The following is a 17,562-nucleotide window of genomic DNA, read 5'->3' as shown; positions in this document are numbered from 1 at the left end:
CTTATTTCGCCTCCACTTCTGCAAGCTGCGCCCTGAGCTCGTTCATGGCGATCTCATACTGCTCGTCGTTGGGGGCCTTGCCGTGCCAGCCCGCCTGGTTCTCCATATAGCTGACGCCCTTGCCCTTGGTGGTCTTCATCACCACGGCGGTGGGCTTGCCCTTGCAGGCCTTTGCGGCCTCGCAGGCGGCCTCGATCTCGTCGAAATCATGGCCGTTGATGTTGATGACGTTGAAGCCGAAAGCCTTCATCTTTTCATCGATGGGATACGGGCTCATGACCTTGGCCACCTCGCCGTCGATCTGCAGGCCGTTGTTGTCGATAAAGACCAGCAGATTATCCAGCTTGTAGTGGGCGGCGGACATGAACGCCTCCCAAACCTGACCCTCCTGGATCTCGCCGTCGCCCAGCAGGGTATAGGTGCGGTAGTCGCGGCCGGTGGTCTTGGCAGCCAGCGCCATGCCCACGGCGGTGGAAACGCCCTGGCCCAGCGAGCCGGTGGACATGTCGATGCCGGGCACGGTGTTCATATTGGGGTGGCCCTGCAGATAGCTGTCGATGTGGCGCAGGGTGGGCAGGTCCTCCACGGGGAAAAAGCCCCTGTTCGCCAGGGCCGCATACAGGCCGGGCGCGGTGTGGCCCTTGGACAGCACAAAGCGGTCGCGGTCCGCCCAGCGCGGGTTTTTGGGGTCCACTTTCATCTCTTTGAAGTACAGGTAAGTAAACAGGTCGGCGGCGGAAAGGCTGCCGCCCGGGTGGCCGGCTTTGGCGCCGTGTACCCCCTCGATAACGCCCATGCGCACCTTGCAGGCGGTGACGGCGAGCGTCTTTTTCTCAGCGTTTGTCATGCTCTGTTATCATCCTTTCACGGCGGGCGGCAGGCGGAAAGCCGCCGCCCGGCTGGATCCCGGCCCTCTCCCGCCCGGGACGCGGCCCGGCGGGAAAAAGCCTGTTTGCAAAAAATTACTCGCCGAACACCTTGATGTAGTCGGCCTTGAACTTCTCGATGCCCTGGTCGGTCAGCGGGTGCTTGGTCATCTGCTCGATCACCTTATAGGGCACGGTGGCGATGTCGGCCCCGGCCAGCGCGCAGTCGGTGACATGGATGGGGTTGCGGACCGAAGCGGCGATGATCTCGGTGTGGATGTCGGGGAAATTGGCAAACATGTCGCTGATGGTCTGGATCAGGTCGATGCCGGGCATGCTGATGTCGTCCAGACGGCCCAGGAACGGGGAGACGTAGGCGGCGCCGGCGCGGGCGGCCAGCAGCGCCTGGTTGGCGCTGAAGATCAGGGTGCAGTTGGTGGGGATGCCCTCGGCGGCCAGCACCTTGATGGCTTTCAGGCCCTCAACAGTCATGGGGATCTTGACGACCATGTGCTTGGGGTCCAGCGCATAGATGGCGCGGCCCTCGGCGATCATGCCCTCGGCGTCGGCGGTGGTGGCCTTGACCTCGCCAGAGATGGGGCCGTCGACGATGGAGGCGATCTCCGCCAGCGTCTCGGCGTAGTCGCGGCCCTCTTTGGCGATCAGGCTGGGGTTGGTGGTGACGCCACAGATGACGCCCATGTCGTTTGCCATTTTGATCTCTTCCACGTTTGCGGTGTCGATGAAGAATTTCATAATGCCGTCCTCCTAAAATAGAATGATTTTATTGGATGCCCCGGCGGAAGCGCTCTCCCCCGCGCGCGGCAAAGGAACCTTTGCTCAGGCCTGCAGCTCGGCCGTCAGATAGTAGCTGTCGCCCCGGTACCAGGTCTGCAGATACTCGGCAGGCTCGTCGTCCCGGGTGTAGGACACCCGCTCTATGTAGATGAGGGGGTCGCCCTCCTTGATGCCCAGATAGTTCGCCGTGCGCCCCGTGGCGGCCACGGCATAGATCTTCTGCCGGGCGCGCTTCCAGACAATGTCGTAGCGCTCTTCCAGAAACTTGCGCAGCGACTGCTTGGAGAAGTCGTGCCGCTGAACGTCGGGGCACCGGGCGCGGATGAGGTAAGAATTTTCGATGCACATGGGCACCCCGTCGGCATAGCGCAGCCGCTCGACCCGCACCAGCTCGTCTCCCTCGCCGATGTGCAGCTCGCCGGCAACGGCCTTGCTGGCGTAGACCACCTCGTTGGCCAGCATGGTCACAGAGGACACATAGCCCCGCTTTTCCATCTCATTGGCAAAATGCTGTACGCGGGTGAGGGTCTGCTCCACCTTGCGGTTCTGCACGAAGGTGCCGTAGCCGCGGCGTTTGGCGATGAGGCCGTCGTTCATCAAAAGATCCAGCGCCTTGCGCACCGTGATGCGGCTGATGTGGTACTGCTCGATCAGGGTGTTCTCGGTGGGCAGCAACTGGCCGGGCTTGTAAACGCCGTCCCGGATATCCTTGTACAGGATGTCATAGAGCTGAAAATACAATTGGGTACGGCCGCTGAAATCAAGCTCGTTTTCCACGCGTCCGCACCCCCTTTATAGAAGTTTCTTCACTTTTGTCCCTGAGCCCCGCGCCCTGCCGAAACCGCCTGCACCGGGCCCGGCAGGTGCTGTCTTTCCCGGCGGCGGTGGCGGATCGAGACCCGATCGCCGCCCTTTAAAGGCGGCGGCAGCAGCGGGACGCCCGCGCGCGCCTGGGCGCCGGTCTCTATAAATGAGGAAAGCAGATCTTTTTCCCTCATTTATTATAACATTATATTATATTATGATTATATAAGCTGCCGGATATCATGTCAATGGATTTTCAAAGAAAACTTCTGCCAGCGGTCCCGCTTCCGCTTCCTCCGCGTCCGCAGCCGCTGGCGCCGGGACTGTTTCCGCTCCGGGGCCCACCGCCTTTTTCCGCGGCAGCACCTGGGCAAGAAAGCCCAGCACCCGGCGGTTCGTCTCTTCCGCCCAGGGCTCGCCAAAGACAAAATGGCTCGCCCCCGCCAGCACGGAAAGCCGCCCGCAGGGCAGAGCGGCGGCAATATGGCGCAGATGCCCCGCCCGGATCATGTCGTGTTCGCCGCCCAGGATAAGCGCCGGCGCGGCGATCGCGGACAGCGCCTCAAAAGAGAGCTGCGGCTGATCCACCATCAGGCCCAGAACATCCGCCCGCAGCGCCGCCTGCGGCGACCATCTGCCCAGCAGGCGGCACAGGGGATAGCCCAGTTCACAGGGCAGCTGGGCGGAGAGCTTCGCCCCTGCCGGCACCAGGTTCGGCCCGGCGGCCACCAGCGCTTCCACCACATCCGGCCGCATCGCCGCCATCAGCAGGGCCAGGTTGCCGCCGTCGGAAAACCCCACCGGGACCGCTTTGGCGATCCCCAGCCCCTCCAGCGCATCCAGCGCATCGGCGGCGAGCTGCTGCGGGGTCATGGGCAGTTTTCCCCTTTTGGACGCGCCGTGCCCCCGGCTGTCCAGCGTCACCACCCGGTACCCCGCCGCGGCAAAGGGTCCGATCTGGCGCTCAAAGCAGCGCCAGTCCTCGCCGTTGCCGTGCAGCAGCAGCAAGGTATGCGGCGCCGCGTTGTCGCCATAGTCCCGATAATAAAGATAAGTGTCCCCTGTCTGCAGATAGCCCGACTCGCGGGGCTCGATCGTCTGTTGTGCCACTGAGTAGATCCCCCCTCCTTTTGTTCTCCGACGCCCATCCAGGCACTGCGCGGCCTGAATTACTAGGTCACAGGATCGTTTTCAGTATAGCACATTGCCAGGCGATAGGATAGGCCCCGAAATAGGAAAGCCGCAGCCGTCCTTTCCGGGGCCTTTCCCTCAAAGGGTTGTTTTAAATTCCCGATATCTCTCTTTCATCATCTCCAGAGTATAATCCACATTGAATCTCACGTTAGGAGGAAGAAAGGGCTCGATCATCCCGACCCGGTAACCCAGTTCCATCATGCGCCCACTTTCTTCAAAGCGCTCCCAGCGGGGGAGGTCAGCTCCGTTGGGATCTCCGGTCTTTACAAAGTTTGCCCAGTACTCCGCCATTAAGTTGGACAGGTCGTAGTCCGTGCCGTCATAAGGTCTCCAGTCCCTCTCCAGTGTCTGAAAAATATAGTGATGTTCAGCAGAATGGAATGCCCCGCTGTCATCTCCTGGGGCTTTTTTCGTGAAATAGTACTGGTATCCGCTCTTACCGCTCCGCCATAGCTCAAACTCGTTCCAGGACAGACAAGAGGCAAACATACTTTCTCCAAAAGTGTCCACAGCGTCCTTAGATGAGCTGGAGAGAGATACTCCACAGGCTTTGAGATAGTCCTCTGCTCTGTCGCCATAGTGCACGGCCTGGGCAAAAACATCTTTTTCAAACGCATAGCCCTCATTGGCTGTGCAGCCGATCATAAAGGGAACCACATGGTTATGCCCGGAGATAAGGCAGTCCAAAATGGATTCCCGCAGGACATAACCGTCCTGATTGGGCCTAAACCCAAGCGCATCCCCCGTGCGGTCCATAGAGTACAGCTGGTCGATCAGCTGTTCCCCATCCATGGCCCGCGCCGCAGCGATATCGGGCAGACCCAAAGCTTCCAGTGTTTCCACACCTCTCTGTTCAGCTTCTGCCAAAGAGTCCAGATTCTGGATTCCCGTCACGGAAAAACCGCCGCCACTCTCATAGATCGCCCGTTGAAACAGCCCCTTGGCAAGTGGGCTGCAGTCAAGACACATACAGCTCCCAGCTCCGGCCGACTGCCCAAAAATCGTAATCTGATCCGGATCCCCTCCAAATGCGGCGATGTTTTCTTTTACCCATCGCAGGGCGGCAAGCTGGTCCAGCAGGCCATAATTTCCCGACACGCCGTTTTCATCCTGCGCGCTCAATTCCGGGTGCGCAAGGAAACCAAATGGCCCTACTCTGTAGTTGAAATCGACAAAAACACAGCCTCGTTTGGCAAATCCTTCCCCGTCAAACTCAATCTTATTTCCGTATCCGGTCGTATACCCTCCGCCAAAGATCCAAAAGGCAACCGGCAACCGCTCCTGGGCAGACTCGGCCGGAGTCCAGATATTGAGATAGAGAGAATCCTCGCTGCGGGGCAGAGATACCGGAAAAAATGATCGCGTATAAAAAGAGTCTTTGGGACGCCGGGGTTGCATGGGAATAGATGAAAACACGTAGCATTCCCGCTCGCCCTGCCAGGGCTCCGCCGGCTGCGGGGCTTTCCAACGCAACTCTCCAACGGGGGACTTTGCGTAGGGTATTCCCTTGAAAACAGACACGATATGGTTGCCAGCTGGTTGTCCTTTTACAACTCCCAGAGTTGTTTCAGCCCTTAAAATCGCCATTTTTTCTCCTTTCTTGTCAGGTCCTGCCACAAAAGTTCAATGTGCGCCGGTCCCCATATAAGCGGACACCACTCTCGGGTCATACCGCAGCTCTTCTGCAGGCCCCTCTAACAGGATACATCCCTGCTCCAGCACATAAGCGTAATTGGACACTTTCAGTGCCAGTTTTGCATTTTGCTCCACCAGCAGGATCGTGATACCGCGCTCCCTGTTAATCTCCACTATCTTTTCAAAAAGCTCTGCCACCACCAAGGGCGCCAGCCCCATCGACGGCTCGTCCAGCATCATCACTTTCGGCCGCCCCATCAAGCCACGCCCGATTGCGAGCATCTGTTGCTCTCCGCCGGACAGGGACCAAGCGAGCTGATTGCGGCGCTCCTGCAGACGCGGAAAAAGTTCGTACACCTCTGCCAGATCCTGGTCGTATCTCCCCTTGCCGAACAGACCGTGCCAGTTGACAGTACCGGTAAGTAGGTTCTCCTCCACTGTAAGGCCCGGAAAAACTCCGCGCCCTTCCGGGACGTGAATGACTCCTTGCCTGGCGATCTGAATATCTCTCAAATGTGAGAGGTCGACACCATCATAAATAATACCTCCAGTGCGGCACACCACGTTGGAGATGGACTTCAGGGTGCTGGTCTTCCCCGCGCCGTTGGAACCGATGAGGCAGGTGATGGCGCCGTCCTCGATCTTCATGTTAATGCCTCTCAACGCCTCAATCGCCCCATAATAGCAATGCAAATCGCGGATCTCAATCATCGTCGGCCCTCCCCAGATAAGCGGCAATTACCTCTTTGTTGTTGGAGACCTCTTGCGGCGTGCCGGATGCGATGATCTTTCCGAAATTGAGCACCTCGATCTGGTGGCAAGTGTTCATGACCAGATGCATGGCATGCTCAATAAAGAGTACGGCAATCCCCTTGCTCGCTACCAGCCGCAGCAGAGCCATGGCGTTTTCTCCTTCATTCTCATTCAGCCCAGCCGCGGGCTCGTCCACCAGCATGATTTTGGGGTTGGCAAGCAGGGAACGGATGATCTCCAATATCTTGCGCTGCCCAAAGGTCAGCTTAGAGATGTCATCTTCCAAGTCGATCGAAAAACCTGCAATTTCCATGTATTCTTCCAGTTCTTTTTCAAACGCTCGGTCTCTGCGGCTGAAGAAGCTTTTGGCATAGCCCATATCCTGTGCCACATCGGTACCTACCAGCAGATTGTCCCGAATATTCGCCCCTTTCAGCAGGCGCGGACTTTGAAAAGTGCGCCCAATCCCCATAACCGATCGCCGATGGGCGGGCATCTCCGCGATACTTTTTCCCGAAAGAAAGATCTTGCCGCTGTCCGCTTTATAGATTCCGCTGATGATGTTCATCATTGTGGTCTTTCCGGCCCCATTCGGCCCTATCAGGCCGTGGATCTCTCCGGGCATCACCGAAAAGGTCACATCACTGGCGGCAATCACCCCACCGAAAGCCTTGTTTATGTGCTCTAGCTCCAATACAGGTTTCATGGTTGCCTCGCCTCACTCTTCTTTTCTTTCGCCTTGCGTAGCCTACGCCCGGCTTTTTCCGCCGTGGACGACGCCAACCCCGCCAGACCTGTGGGCATAAAGATCATCAGCAGCACCACGATCACGCCAAAGATTAAGCGCAGGTAAGATTGTAAACTTCGCAGCGTTTCAGGCAGAACCGTGACAACAAAGGACCCAAAAACGGAACCTGCAATGCTGTTCAGGCCGCCGATCATAGTCATCATCATCATGTCAGTCGCCTTGGTGAACGTGAACATGGTGGATCCCACATAACCGTTCATAAAGGCATACAGAGCGCCGCATAGGCCACAGATGATCCCTTGGATGGTAAACGCATATACCCGCGTCATAAAAACATTCACGCCCAGCGTGACAGCAGCGGTCTTGTTGTCGCGGATACAGAAAAGCGAGCGGCCAAATTTCGTCTTTTTCAGCCGCGCCGTAAAAGCACCGACCACGAGGAGGAAAAACACCAGCACATAAAACCAGCTTTTATAATCCTCTACTTTAAATCCGAACAGCTCCAACTTAGCCACACCACTGATGCCATCCGGGCCTCCAAAAAGCGGCCGATACTGCGAAAAAAATGCCGCACAGACCTGGACGACGCCAATTGTGGCAAAAGTGAAAAAGGTTCCATCCAGTCTTTCCAGAAGAAGCCCCAGCAGAAAAGAGACTAGTCCCACCCCGACGACGGAGATGACGAGCGCCAGCAACGTATTAAAATTTTTGATTCCCATATGGCTGGAGCAAAGGTTGGCGGTGACGTAAGCCCCCAGGCCAAACATCGCCACGTTCGCCATGGACATCTGTCCGCCCATTCCCAGCACGATCACCGTGCTCAACACCATGATGCCGTAAAGAAGGGAAAGGTTGATGACTTTAAGGGTATAGCCGGAAAACAATTGGGGCACCAGAACGGCGCACAGCAGCACCAGAGCAAATAGCAGCAGAGTCGACACCCGAAATCGCCTCAAAGGCTTCTGAATCAATTTCATATCCACACCTCACGCCTTATCGCCAATCTTGCTGCGTACCAAGCCATCCGGTTTGACCAGCAAAAATACGATTAGGAGAATAAATACCACTGCATCTTTGTAATTGGACAGGTTGACTGTGGCAAAAGCTTCCACCAGCCCCACCAGCAGCGCACCGATCACAGCGCCTTTGATGCTGCGCGTGCCGCCGATGACCACCGAGGCGAAAGCCCGCAGCTGGAGAGAGCTGAGGCTCACGGAACAGTAGGTCACCGGGGAGACCATAAACCCACCGATGCATCCCAGCGAGATGGCAATCGCATAGGTGATGGCGATCGTGACCAACTTGGGGATTCCGATCAGCGAGGCAGTGTATTTGTCCTGCGCGGCCGCTTCCATCATTTTCCCCACGTACAGCTTGTCGAACAGTACATAGACCAAAAAGATCAGCACGACGCCCACGATGGTGGTGAGGATGTATTGCCATTGGATTGAAACGCCGCCGATCGTCAGATAGGCGCTCTTGCCCTCTCCGTTGGTAACCAGGTACGGCACCGACAATGCCTCGCCTCCCCAGATCAGAGTACAGGCTTCAGAGAGGATGGAGGAGGTCCCCATCGTGGCCACGACAATCGCCGCAGGGAATTTTGTATCTTTCAGCGGCAGATAGATACAAGCCATAAAAATGAGCCCGAAGACCACATAGGAAGCCAGACAAAGAGGGATCGCCGCATAAAGCGGCAGATCCGCCTGTACCTGGGTGGCGTAACTGATATATGCGCCGACGGCCAACATCATCCCCTGGGCGAAGTTCATAACGCCGGCAGAGCGAAAAAGCATGATGAGCCCCATCGCCAACAACGCGTATACCATTCCCATCGCCAAGCCGTTTACCAGCAGTGAAACAAATAAATTAAAGTTCATAATGACCCCGCTTTACCGGTGTTTCCACCGCATCTGTTTATCGATTACAAACCCTCTACGGCCTTCCACCGCGGTCTTTACGGCCTCCGGCCCTCCGCCAAAAGAATGCCCGTTCGCTGTTCAAAAGCGTTCCTCTGTCAGCGATACTCTACCGAGTTTAAAATCTTTGCCACGCCGTCCTCGACCACGCAGACATACATGTTGTTTCGCAGATTGCTGTCTCCCTCGCCCCAATATTTGTAGATGCCAGAGGGGGTGTCAAATTCCACCTCTTTGATGGCTTCATTGATGTAATCACGATCATAAGGATCCCCGGCTTTTTCGCAGAGAGCTTCAAGATAGAACAGGAAATATCCGCCGTACAGGTTGGTGGTAGGATAGTGTCCCGTCGCCTCATTGTAGATCTCTCGAAATTCCTGGTTCAGCTTGCCCTCATCCTCCGCGTAGGACTCCGCTACCGAATACCAGCCGTTGATCGAGGCGCCTGCCAGACTGAGGGTGGTCTCATTGATCACCTGTGCGTTGCCCATGCAGGGTACATCGCAGCCGGCGGCGTCCAGCGATTTTGCGAGCGCCGCAAGATCGGTTTGGTTGCCAAAGCAGAGGATGCCGTCGCACTCGCCCGCATCGATCAGGCTCTTGACCTGCGCTGCGTAGGTGTCAAAGTTTTTTTCCTCATTGGAATAGCCAAAAGTGTGTGCGTCGTCCACTTCGATGCCGCGATCTCCCAAGTATTCGATCATATACTCAGCGCCCGCTTGGGTGGAAGCCAAAGTGTTGTAGCAGATCACCGGCTTGGTATATTTCAACGTGTCTACCGCATAGGTGACGATGGTAGCCGACGCGGAGCTGTCCAGCGGTCGGTTCATCCAGATATAGTCGGCCCCCGTATTAATCGCGTCACCTGAGCCGCCCATAAAGGTAGGTATCTTGGCGGCGGTAGCTGCGTCCAATACGGCCAGACAGTTCTGCGAATAAGTGCTCATGACGATCGTTGAGAGTCGTTTGTCCTCTGTCGCCAACTCAAAGGCATTCATTGCGGTATCGATGCTGTCGCCCAGATCAAACCACACGACCTCCACTTCGTGGCCCATAATGCCGCCGTTGGCATTGAGATAGCTCAAGCAGACATCAAAAGATTCTTTGGCGTACTCATAAAGATAAGAATAGCTGCCGGAAAGGTGGCTGCAAACGCCCACATAAACCTTTTCGTCCTCCGCCACCGCCAGGTTTCCTGACCCGGTCGCGCCACCACTCCCGCTGACTTCTGCAGAGGAAGAGCTGCCTCCGCAGGCCGCCAAACTGAACGTTAATGTCAGTGCCATGATGAATGCCATGATCTTTTTCATTTTTCTCTCTCCATTTCTTCTGTCTGTTTTTTATTTCACAAGACGGAGTTCCCTCCGCTTGCCGGGTTCTTGCTATTTTCCCGCCCTGCGGGCAGCGGCGAGCGCGCTGCGGATCATTTTTTCAAAGGTTTGTGCCTGCCAAGCGCTGCGGCCCACGAACATCCCGTCAATCTCTGCGCAGGTGATGAATTCGTCGGCGTTGTCCGGGTTGACGCTGCCGCCGTAAAGGATCGGCACCTGTGCGCCGGCCTCACCCAGCAGCGCTTTGAGACAACACCGGATCACCCGGTGTTTCTCAGCGGCATATTCCGCCGTGGCGGGAACCCCCTCTACCCCAATAGCCCAGACCGGTTCATAGGCGATCCAGAGGTCCGGGGCCTGGCCGGGCCATATACCATCCAACCCGGCAAGCAGTTGGCCTCTCAGCGATGCGTCGCTGAGTCCGCACTCTTTTTCTTCCGCTGTCTCCCCGATGCAGAGCAAAGCCGTGAAACCGTGTTCCAAAGCGCTTCGCACTTTGCAGTTCTCCTCTTTATCCGTCTCACGAAAGACATGTCTCCGCTCTGAGTGGCCAGCCATCACCAGATCCAACCCCAGTTCCTGCAGCATCAGAGGACTGACCTCGCCTGTAAACTGGCCCTGCTCCTCCCAGCACATATTCTGTGCGCCCAACCGGATGAGCCGCCGGTCCGTATTGCGACAGGCGTCTGGCAGAGAGGTGAAAGAGGGCAGCACAAACAGTTCTATCTCCGCCCGAGAAATGTCCCGGGTGCGTGCCTCCAGGTCCGAGAGGTAGCGCTTGGTCTCGCGGATATCCTTGTACATTTTGAGATTTGTCCCAAAATAGATCTTTTTCATCTTTTCATCCTCGCGCTTCTTTCCCGTCCCTACTCAATGTCGCTGTTCATATTCGATGATAGCATCCACCTTTTTGCCGGAACGGTCGTTATAGATATAGGTGCATTCCAGATACTCGTGGATGAGTGCTTCCGCTTTTTTTTCTCCGGTGACCTGGGATCCCAGAGTAATGATATTGCAATTGTTGGACAGGCAGGCTCTCTGAGCGCTGTACACATCCCCCACCACTGCGGCGTAGGCGCCTTTCACCTTGTTCGCAGCCAGCATCATCCCAAGGCCGGTGCCGCAGAACAGGATGCCCCTGTCATACTTTTTTGCAGCCACTTGTTCTGCTACCTGGATGGCCACATGCGCGTAGATGGGGTCGTCTGAACCAAAATCCATCACCTCATGGCCCAAGCCCACCACATACTTCATCATCTTTTCCTTGTATTCGGTGGCGTTAGGATCACTTCCAAATGCAATTTTCATCTTATCTCCCCTCTTTCTGAAGCTCAGGACATCCGGCCAGCCTCTTTAAAAATCCTATCCACGATCACACAAGCAGCCTCGCTGCTTCCAGTCAAACCGCCTTTGCCAACAATGGGCATCCCCGCATATCTCCCCCGCAACCGCGCCAAATCCGCCTGCGGAAAGACGTAGTCCACCATCTCTAAGCAAGGTGATCCTAACGCCCGGCACACCTGTACCTCCGTATCGCCCCCGGTGCAGTAGAGCCCGGCGACGCGGTCCGCCCGTTCGTCCAAGATCCGGGCAACGATCCACCCCAGGCCCTTATTGATCAGTTCTGCACTCCTGCCCTTGGGGTATCCATGCTCTTGGTCCACCTGGTCCAGCTGCAGCCGTGTCCCGTGCAAAGCTGTCTCCAGCAGGACTACTTCCGGTGCATCCGCTCCTTTCAAAGCCGCCATCGCCTTTGCGGCCGCGGCCAGGCCCTCTTCCCGCGCCTCGCGGCCGTCAAAAGCCAGTCGGGCCGGGTCTATGCTGATTTGGAGGGTTCTTTTACGCTTCGTCAACACTTCCATCTGTTCCCGTGTGACCGGTGTGGCAGACCCCGCCGCCACCAGCACCGCCTGCCCTGGTGCCGCCTGCCCTAGTATCGCCGCGGGCCGGATGGGGACGGAACGTTCCTCCCCCAGCAGGCTTCGGCAACGCATCAGCTGCACCGTAAACGGGCCGGGATCAGCAGACAATATCCGCCACTGGAGATCGGCGCAGGCCCGGGCCACCGTACCTATATCCTCCAAGGTAACAGCGTCTACCACCAGGATCTCACACCCCCGCGCCCTCTGGCTGCGCAACGCTTCTGCCGTTTCCTCCGGACCTGTGAGCACTGATTTCAGCGGCACCAGCCCCACCTTGCGCTTGCTCTGCTCCTGCAGCAGGTCGGGTACATAAGCCTCCCTCACCGGGGTGAGGACATCCTGCGCCACAGGGGTCTGGGAAAGCACGACGCCGTCTATCACAGAATATCCGCCTACTAGGATGCGCCTTGACTGGGGCATGGCCGGTACGACGATCGCCACCGTACTGTCCCCCAGCATATCCAGCATAGCGTCGAGCTCCGCTCCGATCTGTCCGCGCAGGGTTGTGTCAATGCGTTTCGAAAAATACTGGGCTCTCGCCTCACGCAGGGCGCGGGTCGCCTGTGCGGCCTGGAAATAGGCCTGTTCCCGACGGAGCGAACGGCTGGAAGTGCTGATCAGTACCGCATCCGCCCGTTCTCCCTCCTCGCCCAGTTGGGACTGCCCATCATAAAAGACTGTGGCGCGAGCCCCGGAGCGAGCCAGCAGCACACCCGCAGTCGTCGCCCCAGTGAGATCGTCTGCCGCCACACCCAGAAAAGGCATTTTCCTCATCCCCCTTTAGCAAGCAGATCCTGCCGTTCGGCCCATCTCCTCTTTTTCATGTTGAAGAGCGGCATACTCTGAGACTACTTTGGTGGATTCGATCATAGATTCACCCTGGGCCAGCCCTTTTCCGGCCAGATCAAACGCCGTGCCGTGGTCTACCGAACTGCGAATAAAAGGGAGACCAAAGGTCAGGGTGACAGACTTTTCAAAATCCAGTGTCTTACAGGCGATATGGCCCTGATCGTGGTAAAGGGAAAGGATCGCGTCATACTTTCCCGATTTCCCAAGGTTAAACACCGAGTCCGCTGGGCAGGGTCCCACACAGTTGATCCCCAACTGGCACGCCTCTTCCACCGCCGGGATCAGGTCTGTCTGCTCTTCGGTGCCGAACAGTCCGTTGTCCCCTCCATGGGGGTTCAACGCCGCCACCGCGATCAGCGGCCGCGTGATCCCGATCTTTTTTAGCTCAGTATCAATATCAATGACATCCTGCAAAACATTTGCCTTATTGGCAAAGTGGCAGGCGTCAATCAGACTCATATGCCGGCTTACAAAAAAGACCCGCAGCTTGTGGCAGCTGAACATGGTCAGGGCATAGCGGCTGCCCGTCCTTTTCTGATAAATCTCGGTGTGTCCGGGCTCTTTGCAGCCGGCCAGTTTGATCGATTGCTTGTTGATGGGACTGGTGGAGACCGCATCGATCTTTTTGGCAAGCCCCAGTTCGATCGACTTATAAATGAAATCCAACGACATCCGACCCGCCAGCTTCTGCACCTTTCCCCAGACGATGGAATCCGTATCATAGTCGCCCGTCTCCAGGATATCGCAGACGCCTGGCAGATATTGAGCCTCTCGCGGATCGCTGATGCGGCGAAACTCCAGATGGGCCCCTTTACAGTCGGCCGCGCGCTGCAAAATAGGAAGAGAGCCTATCACAAAGGGGCGGCAGAGCTTGTGGACTCCCTCGTCCAACATCGTATCCACGCAGATCTCCGGCCCTATCCCGGCCGGGTCTCCCATCGTGATGGCAGTAATCGGTCTCCATTGTTCTGACATAGCGGCCACTCCTTACGCTTGATATCTTACAGTTTGTACAAGGTCCCAAAGACTCTCTTTCGACCTTTTTTAAAAAAGTTAAAAAAGAAAATTTTTTGTCTTTTAAAAAATAGCAAATTTTTTATTTTTGAATTCAAAAAACAATTTTTTATTTACTCTCATTTTAGCAATACAAAAGCAAAATCGCAATATTAAACAGTTTATTCCAACTATTTTCATTATATTTGTTATTTTTTATTTTATTTTTTTGAGCTTTTTCCCAAATAATATTTCTTTTCATTTTCGTTTTTTTAAAAAATCGCAAATATTCGACATTTTATCGAAACATCACCTCCTTTTTTAAACAAAACAGAGAGCCGCCCAGGATAAAAAACTTCCTGAGCGGCTCTCTGTTTTGTTTTGCGGAGGCAGGTTATACGATATCTATATAGATTCCCCGCTCCTTTGTCTCTTTTATGATCTCCTCGCTCACCTTGCTGTCGGTGATCACTCTGGTGACCTCGTCCATCCCACAGATATTGAACAGATTGCCGCCGTCAAATTTCGTGTGGTCCGCAAGGACATACACCTCGTTAGAGACTGAGATGATCGCTTTCTTCACATCCCGCTGGGGTGCCCCTAGCGAAAATAATCCGTCTCGCAGGCTGATTCCATTGGCACCGATAAAAGCCTTGGAAACTTTGAACTGATGAAAGGCGTCGATTGTAAAATTGTCCAGCGCCGCCGGAGGCGCCCCGATCACATGCCCGCTGACGACAAAAAGTTCCACGTGCTTTGCCGCAGACAGCTCCGCAGCCGCCAGAAGCGAATTGGTAATCACAATAATGTGCTTTTGTGGGTGCTGCCGGATCACTTTTGCCAGATAACCACCAGTGGTGGAATCATCGATGATGATGGAATCCCGATTGTTGATGTATTCATATGCGCAGGAGGCGATGCGCGCCTTTTCCTGTTGATTCCACATGTATTCGCCCGGCTCACACAGTACCTCTAACATGCGCACCTTATTGATCGCGCCCCCGTGGGTCCGTTTGAGCAGTCCCTCCCCCTCTAACCGCCGAATGTCACCCCGTATTGTCACCTCGGAACAGTTGAGACAGGCACTGAGTTCTTTCACCCGTACTTCCCCTAACTGTTCAAGCTGGTTCAAAATAAAATCCGCGCGTTCCTGATAGGATGTCATATCAAAACCTCAAATTTGATTTTCATACGAAATGATTTTCTTCTGGATAATTATACCAAACAAAAGAAATCAATACAATCCAAACAGAGAAATTATTTCTTTCCTGTACCTGTCGGGCCGCGCAGCATCCCGCCGGGAGCACGGTTAGAAATTGCCGCCGTCCCAGCCCCAATAGGGGGTCTGCGCATACCTCACATACACGCGCCCGGGCGCAAGGCCCAGCTCTTTTTCCAGCACGGCGGTGAGGCGGGCGGTCATGGCTTCATACGCTTCGGGGGCCGCTTTTCCGTACAGGTCCACCTGTACCATCGCGGCGGGCTCCCCGCTGCCCGCCATCCAAAGGCGGCAGCTGTCCTCAAAGCGCAGCATCAGCCAGTTTTCACTTTTGCCGATCAGGGCCGCCGCCTCGCCGTAAGCGGCTTTCAGTCTTTTTTCCGTTTCCTCCGGGATGGGCAGGTTGGTCATGGTATGGATAAAGGGCATTTTCAGTTTCCTCCGTTCTTCTGAAGTGCAGATCGCCGGCCGTCCGGTCGACCCGGGCCGGCAGAGCGGGCCGGACGCACGCCTCACCCGGGCCGGGAAACCAGCTCGTCCAGAGGCTTGCGGGTCTTGGGCCGCAGCGGATCCCCCTCACTGGGGTAGCCCAGCGCCAACACCAGCCGCACCCTTTTGTCGGTGTGCAGCAGACGCTGGAGCTTTTTTTCATCAAACCAGCCCAGAATGCAGCTGCCCAGCCCCAGATCCGCGGCCTGCAGCGTGAAATGGGCCGCCATGATGCCGATATCCACCGAGCGGTAATCCTGATCTTTGAGCTTTGCGCCCGCGGCGGCAGAGGGGTTGTAGCCCTCCTCTGTGACCACCGCGAAAACCGGGCAGCCGGCGGTGAATTTATTCATCCCCATGCTGCGCAGGCACTCGCCCACCTGCGCCGCCAAGCTGCCCTGGGCCAGCGTGATGTGCCAGGGCTGGCTGTTGCAGGCGGAGGGGGCCAGCCGCGCAGCCTGCAGGCAGGCCTCCAGCTTTTCCGGCTCCACCTGCCGGGCGGGGTCATAGGCGCGGCAGCTCTGCCGGCGCGCAGCCAGTTCTGCGAAAGAATCCATCTCTGCAAACACCTTTCTTCTCTCGGCCGCAAAAGCGGGGGTTCCGCCTTTTTTCGCCCCCCTACAGGGGACCTGCGGGCACTGCCGCATCCTCCAGCGGGGGGCGGGGCGCGGCCGCTTGCTTTTTTATCCAGTATATCATATTTTCAAAGCATCAAAACGCCAAAAACGACGAAAATTCTGCTCTTCGTTTACAATCCGCCCTGCGGCAGGTATAATTTTAGGCAGTTTACGGCGTCTTTCTTTCAGACGCTTCCTCTTCTGCCCGCGCCCGCTTTTGCCGGGCTGCCTGCGCCCCATCCTTTATCCTGTCCCGATAGGAGGTCTTTTTCATGCGCCATTTTCTCACGCCGCTCGACCTTTCCGTGGAAGAGCTGGACGGCCTGCTCGCCCTCGCGGACGATATCGCGCGGGACCCCGCCGCTTACCGCGGCGTCTGCGCCGGCAAAAAGCTGGCTGTCCTTTTTTATGAGCCCAGCACCCGCACACGGCTCTCGTTTGAGTCCGCCATGCTGAATCTGGGCGGCTCGGTGCTCGGCTTTTCCTCGGCCAGCTCCAGCTCCGTCTCCAAAGGCGAGACGGTGGCCGACACCATCCGCATCCTGTCCTGTTACGCGGATATCTGCGCCATGCGCCATCCGCTGGAGGGCGCGCCTTTCCGGGCCGCGCTCTACTCCCGCATCCCGGTGATCAACGCGGGCGACGGCGGCCACCAGCACCCCACCCAGACCCTCACCGATCTGGTGACGATCCGGCGGCGGCTGGGGCGGCTGGACCATCTGACCGTGGGCCTGTGCGGCGACCTGAAATACGGCCGCACGGTGCACTCGCTGATCGCCGCGCTCTCCCGCTATCCCGGCAACCGCTTTGTCTGCATCAGCCCGGAGGAACTGCGCCTGCCCGCTTTTGTCAGCGAGGAGATCGCAGACGCGCCCAGCAGCGCATTGACTGAGACCCGCTCCCTGGAGGAAGCCCTGCCCGGGCTGGACCTGCTCTATATGACCCGCGTCCAGCAGGAGCGGTTCAGCGACAAAGCCGTTTATGAGCGCCTCAAGGACTGCTATATCCTCACCGCGGACAAACTTGCGGCGGCCCGGGCTGCGATGCCGGTGCTGCATCCGCTGCCCCGGGTGAATGAGATCGCACCGGAGGTGGACGACGACCCCCGCGCCGCCTATTTTGAGCAGGCGCAAAACGGCGTTTACGCCCGCATGGCCCTGATGATGACCCTGCTGGGCCTGGGGCCCGTCCAGCTGGGAGAGGGCGCGCCGCTACTGCCGGCGGAAACGCAGAAAAATCTTCTGCGCTGCGGCGACAAGCGCTGTATCACCGCCGCCGAAGCCGGGATCGATCATCTCTTCGTCCCGGCCAAAGGCGGGACCTGCCGCTGCTTTTACTGTGGGCGGGAGGGGGAATAGAAAGCACTAATCCTAAATCATTTGGCTGAGACCCCAATACATTATTTTGCTTTTTTACCATTTTTTA

Annotated in this window: 18 protein-coding genes; 1 reads left to right on the top strand and 17 read right to left on the bottom strand. The window is 56.8% G+C overall.

Annotated features, from left to right (window positions below; genetic code table 11):
- Nucleotide 1: 1 nt before the first annotated feature.
- From H8S23_RS05465 to H8S23_RS05385, 17 genes are all read right to left on the bottom strand, one after another.
- Entirely contained in the window at nt 2-847 is an 846-nt protein-coding gene (locus tag H8S23_RS05465; RefSeq protein ID WP_186887322.1) for a transketolase, read from the bottom strand.
- A gap of 115 nt (nt 848-962) precedes the next feature.
- Nucleotides 963-1,622, bottom strand: coding sequence for a fructose-6-phosphate aldolase (fsa, locus tag H8S23_RS05460; RefSeq protein ID WP_186887321.1), 660 nt, complete (start codon nt 1,620-1,622; stop codon nt 963-965).
- Nucleotides 1,623-1,706: 84 nt separating this feature from the next.
- On the bottom strand, nt 1,707-2,441 hold the full coding sequence (locus tag H8S23_RS05455) for a UTRA domain-containing protein (protein WP_186887320.1): 735 nt from the start codon (nt 2,439-2,441) through the stop codon (nt 1,707-1,709).
- Between the two features lie 267 nt (nt 2,442-2,708).
- Nucleotides 2,709-3,578 (bottom strand): alpha/beta fold hydrolase, encoded by an 870-nt coding sequence (locus H8S23_RS05450; RefSeq protein WP_186887319.1) that lies wholly within the window; start codon nt 3,576-3,578, stop codon nt 2,709-2,711.
- A 159-nt stretch (nt 3,579-3,737) separates the two neighbouring features.
- A complete protein-coding gene (locus H8S23_RS05445; RefSeq protein ID WP_186887318.1) occupies nt 3,738-5,249 on the bottom strand; it encodes a carboxylesterase/lipase family protein in 1,512 nt (503 codons plus the stop codon).
- 36 nt (nt 5,250-5,285) lie between these two features.
- Entirely contained in the window at nt 5,286-6,008 is a 723-nt protein-coding gene (locus tag H8S23_RS05440) for an ABC transporter ATP-binding protein (RefSeq protein WP_186887317.1), read from the bottom strand.
- Nucleotides 6,001-6,756, bottom strand: coding sequence for an ABC transporter ATP-binding protein (locus H8S23_RS05435; protein ID WP_186887316.1), 756 nt, complete (start codon nt 6,754-6,756; stop codon nt 6,001-6,003). The genes H8S23_RS05440 and H8S23_RS05435 overlap by 8 nt, the downstream gene beginning before the upstream one ends.
- The gene (locus H8S23_RS05430) at nt 6,753-7,775 is read right to left on the bottom strand and encodes a branched-chain amino acid ABC transporter permease (protein ID WP_186887315.1); all 1,023 of its coding nucleotides are present in this window, start codon (nt 7,773-7,775) and stop codon (nt 6,753-6,755) included. Before H8S23_RS05430 ends, H8S23_RS05435 begins: the two co-directional genes overlap by 4 nt.
- 9 nt (nt 7,776-7,784) lie before the next feature.
- Nucleotides 7,785-8,678, bottom strand: coding sequence for a branched-chain amino acid ABC transporter permease (locus H8S23_RS05425; RefSeq protein WP_186887314.1), 894 nt, complete (start codon nt 8,676-8,678; stop codon nt 7,785-7,787).
- 137 nt (nt 8,679-8,815) lie between these two features.
- A complete protein-coding gene (locus tag H8S23_RS05420; RefSeq protein WP_186887313.1) occupies nt 8,816-10,003 on the bottom strand; it encodes an ABC transporter substrate-binding protein in 1,188 nt (395 codons plus the stop codon).
- 96 nt (nt 10,004-10,099) lie between these two features.
- Nucleotides 10,100-10,885: a triose-phosphate isomerase gene (locus tag H8S23_RS05415; protein ID WP_186887312.1), complete on the bottom strand. Its 786-nt coding sequence runs from the start codon at nt 10,883-10,885 to the stop codon at nt 10,100-10,102.
- A 33-nt stretch (nt 10,886-10,918) separates the two neighbouring features.
- Nucleotides 10,919-11,356 carry an RpiB/LacA/LacB family sugar-phosphate isomerase gene (locus H8S23_RS05410; protein WP_186887311.1) on the bottom strand — a complete coding sequence of 146 codons (438 nt, stop codon included), beginning with the start codon at nt 11,354-11,356 and terminating at the stop codon, nt 10,919-10,921.
- A gap of 23 nt (nt 11,357-11,379) precedes the next feature.
- The gene (locus tag H8S23_RS05405; RefSeq protein ID WP_186887310.1) at nt 11,380-12,735 is read right to left on the bottom strand and encodes a four-carbon acid sugar kinase family protein; all 1,356 of its coding nucleotides are present in this window, start codon (nt 12,733-12,735) and stop codon (nt 11,380-11,382) included.
- 15 nt (nt 12,736-12,750) lie between these two features.
- Complete coding sequence (pdxA, locus tag H8S23_RS05400; protein WP_186887309.1) at nt 12,751-13,794, bottom strand: 4-hydroxythreonine-4-phosphate dehydrogenase PdxA; 1,044 nt, start codon at nt 13,792-13,794, stop codon at nt 12,751-12,753.
- A gap of 412 nt (nt 13,795-14,206) precedes the next feature.
- Entirely contained in the window at nt 14,207-14,977 is a 771-nt protein-coding gene (locus tag H8S23_RS05395; RefSeq protein WP_186887308.1) for a DeoR/GlpR family DNA-binding transcription regulator, read from the bottom strand.
- Between the two features lie 144 nt (nt 14,978-15,121).
- The gene (locus H8S23_RS05390; RefSeq protein WP_186887307.1) at nt 15,122-15,460 is read right to left on the bottom strand and encodes a phenylpyruvate tautomerase MIF-related protein; all 339 of its coding nucleotides are present in this window, start codon (nt 15,458-15,460) and stop codon (nt 15,122-15,124) included.
- Nucleotides 15,461-15,543: 83 nt separating this feature from the next.
- Nucleotides 15,544-16,077 carry a nitroreductase family protein gene (locus H8S23_RS05385; RefSeq protein ID WP_186887306.1) on the bottom strand — a complete coding sequence of 178 codons (534 nt, stop codon included), beginning with the start codon at nt 16,075-16,077 and terminating at the stop codon, nt 15,544-15,546.
- Nucleotides 16,078-16,409: 332 nt separating this feature from the next.
- On the opposite strand from H8S23_RS05385, the gene pyrB reads away from it, so the two are divergent.
- Nucleotides 16,410-17,495: an aspartate carbamoyltransferase gene (gene pyrB, locus H8S23_RS05380; protein WP_186887305.1), complete on the top strand. Its 1,086-nt coding sequence runs from the start codon at nt 16,410-16,412 to the stop codon at nt 17,493-17,495.
- The last annotated feature ends 67 nt before the right edge of the window (nt 17,496-17,562 follow it).

The organism is Anaerofilum hominis (genome assembly GCF_014287275.1).
GTDB lineage: Bacteria > Bacillota > Clostridia > Oscillospirales > Ruminococcaceae > Pygmaiobacter > Pygmaiobacter hominis.
The sequence above is the reverse complement of the archived record's forward strand: the minus strand, read 5'-3'. Positions and strand labels throughout refer to the sequence as shown.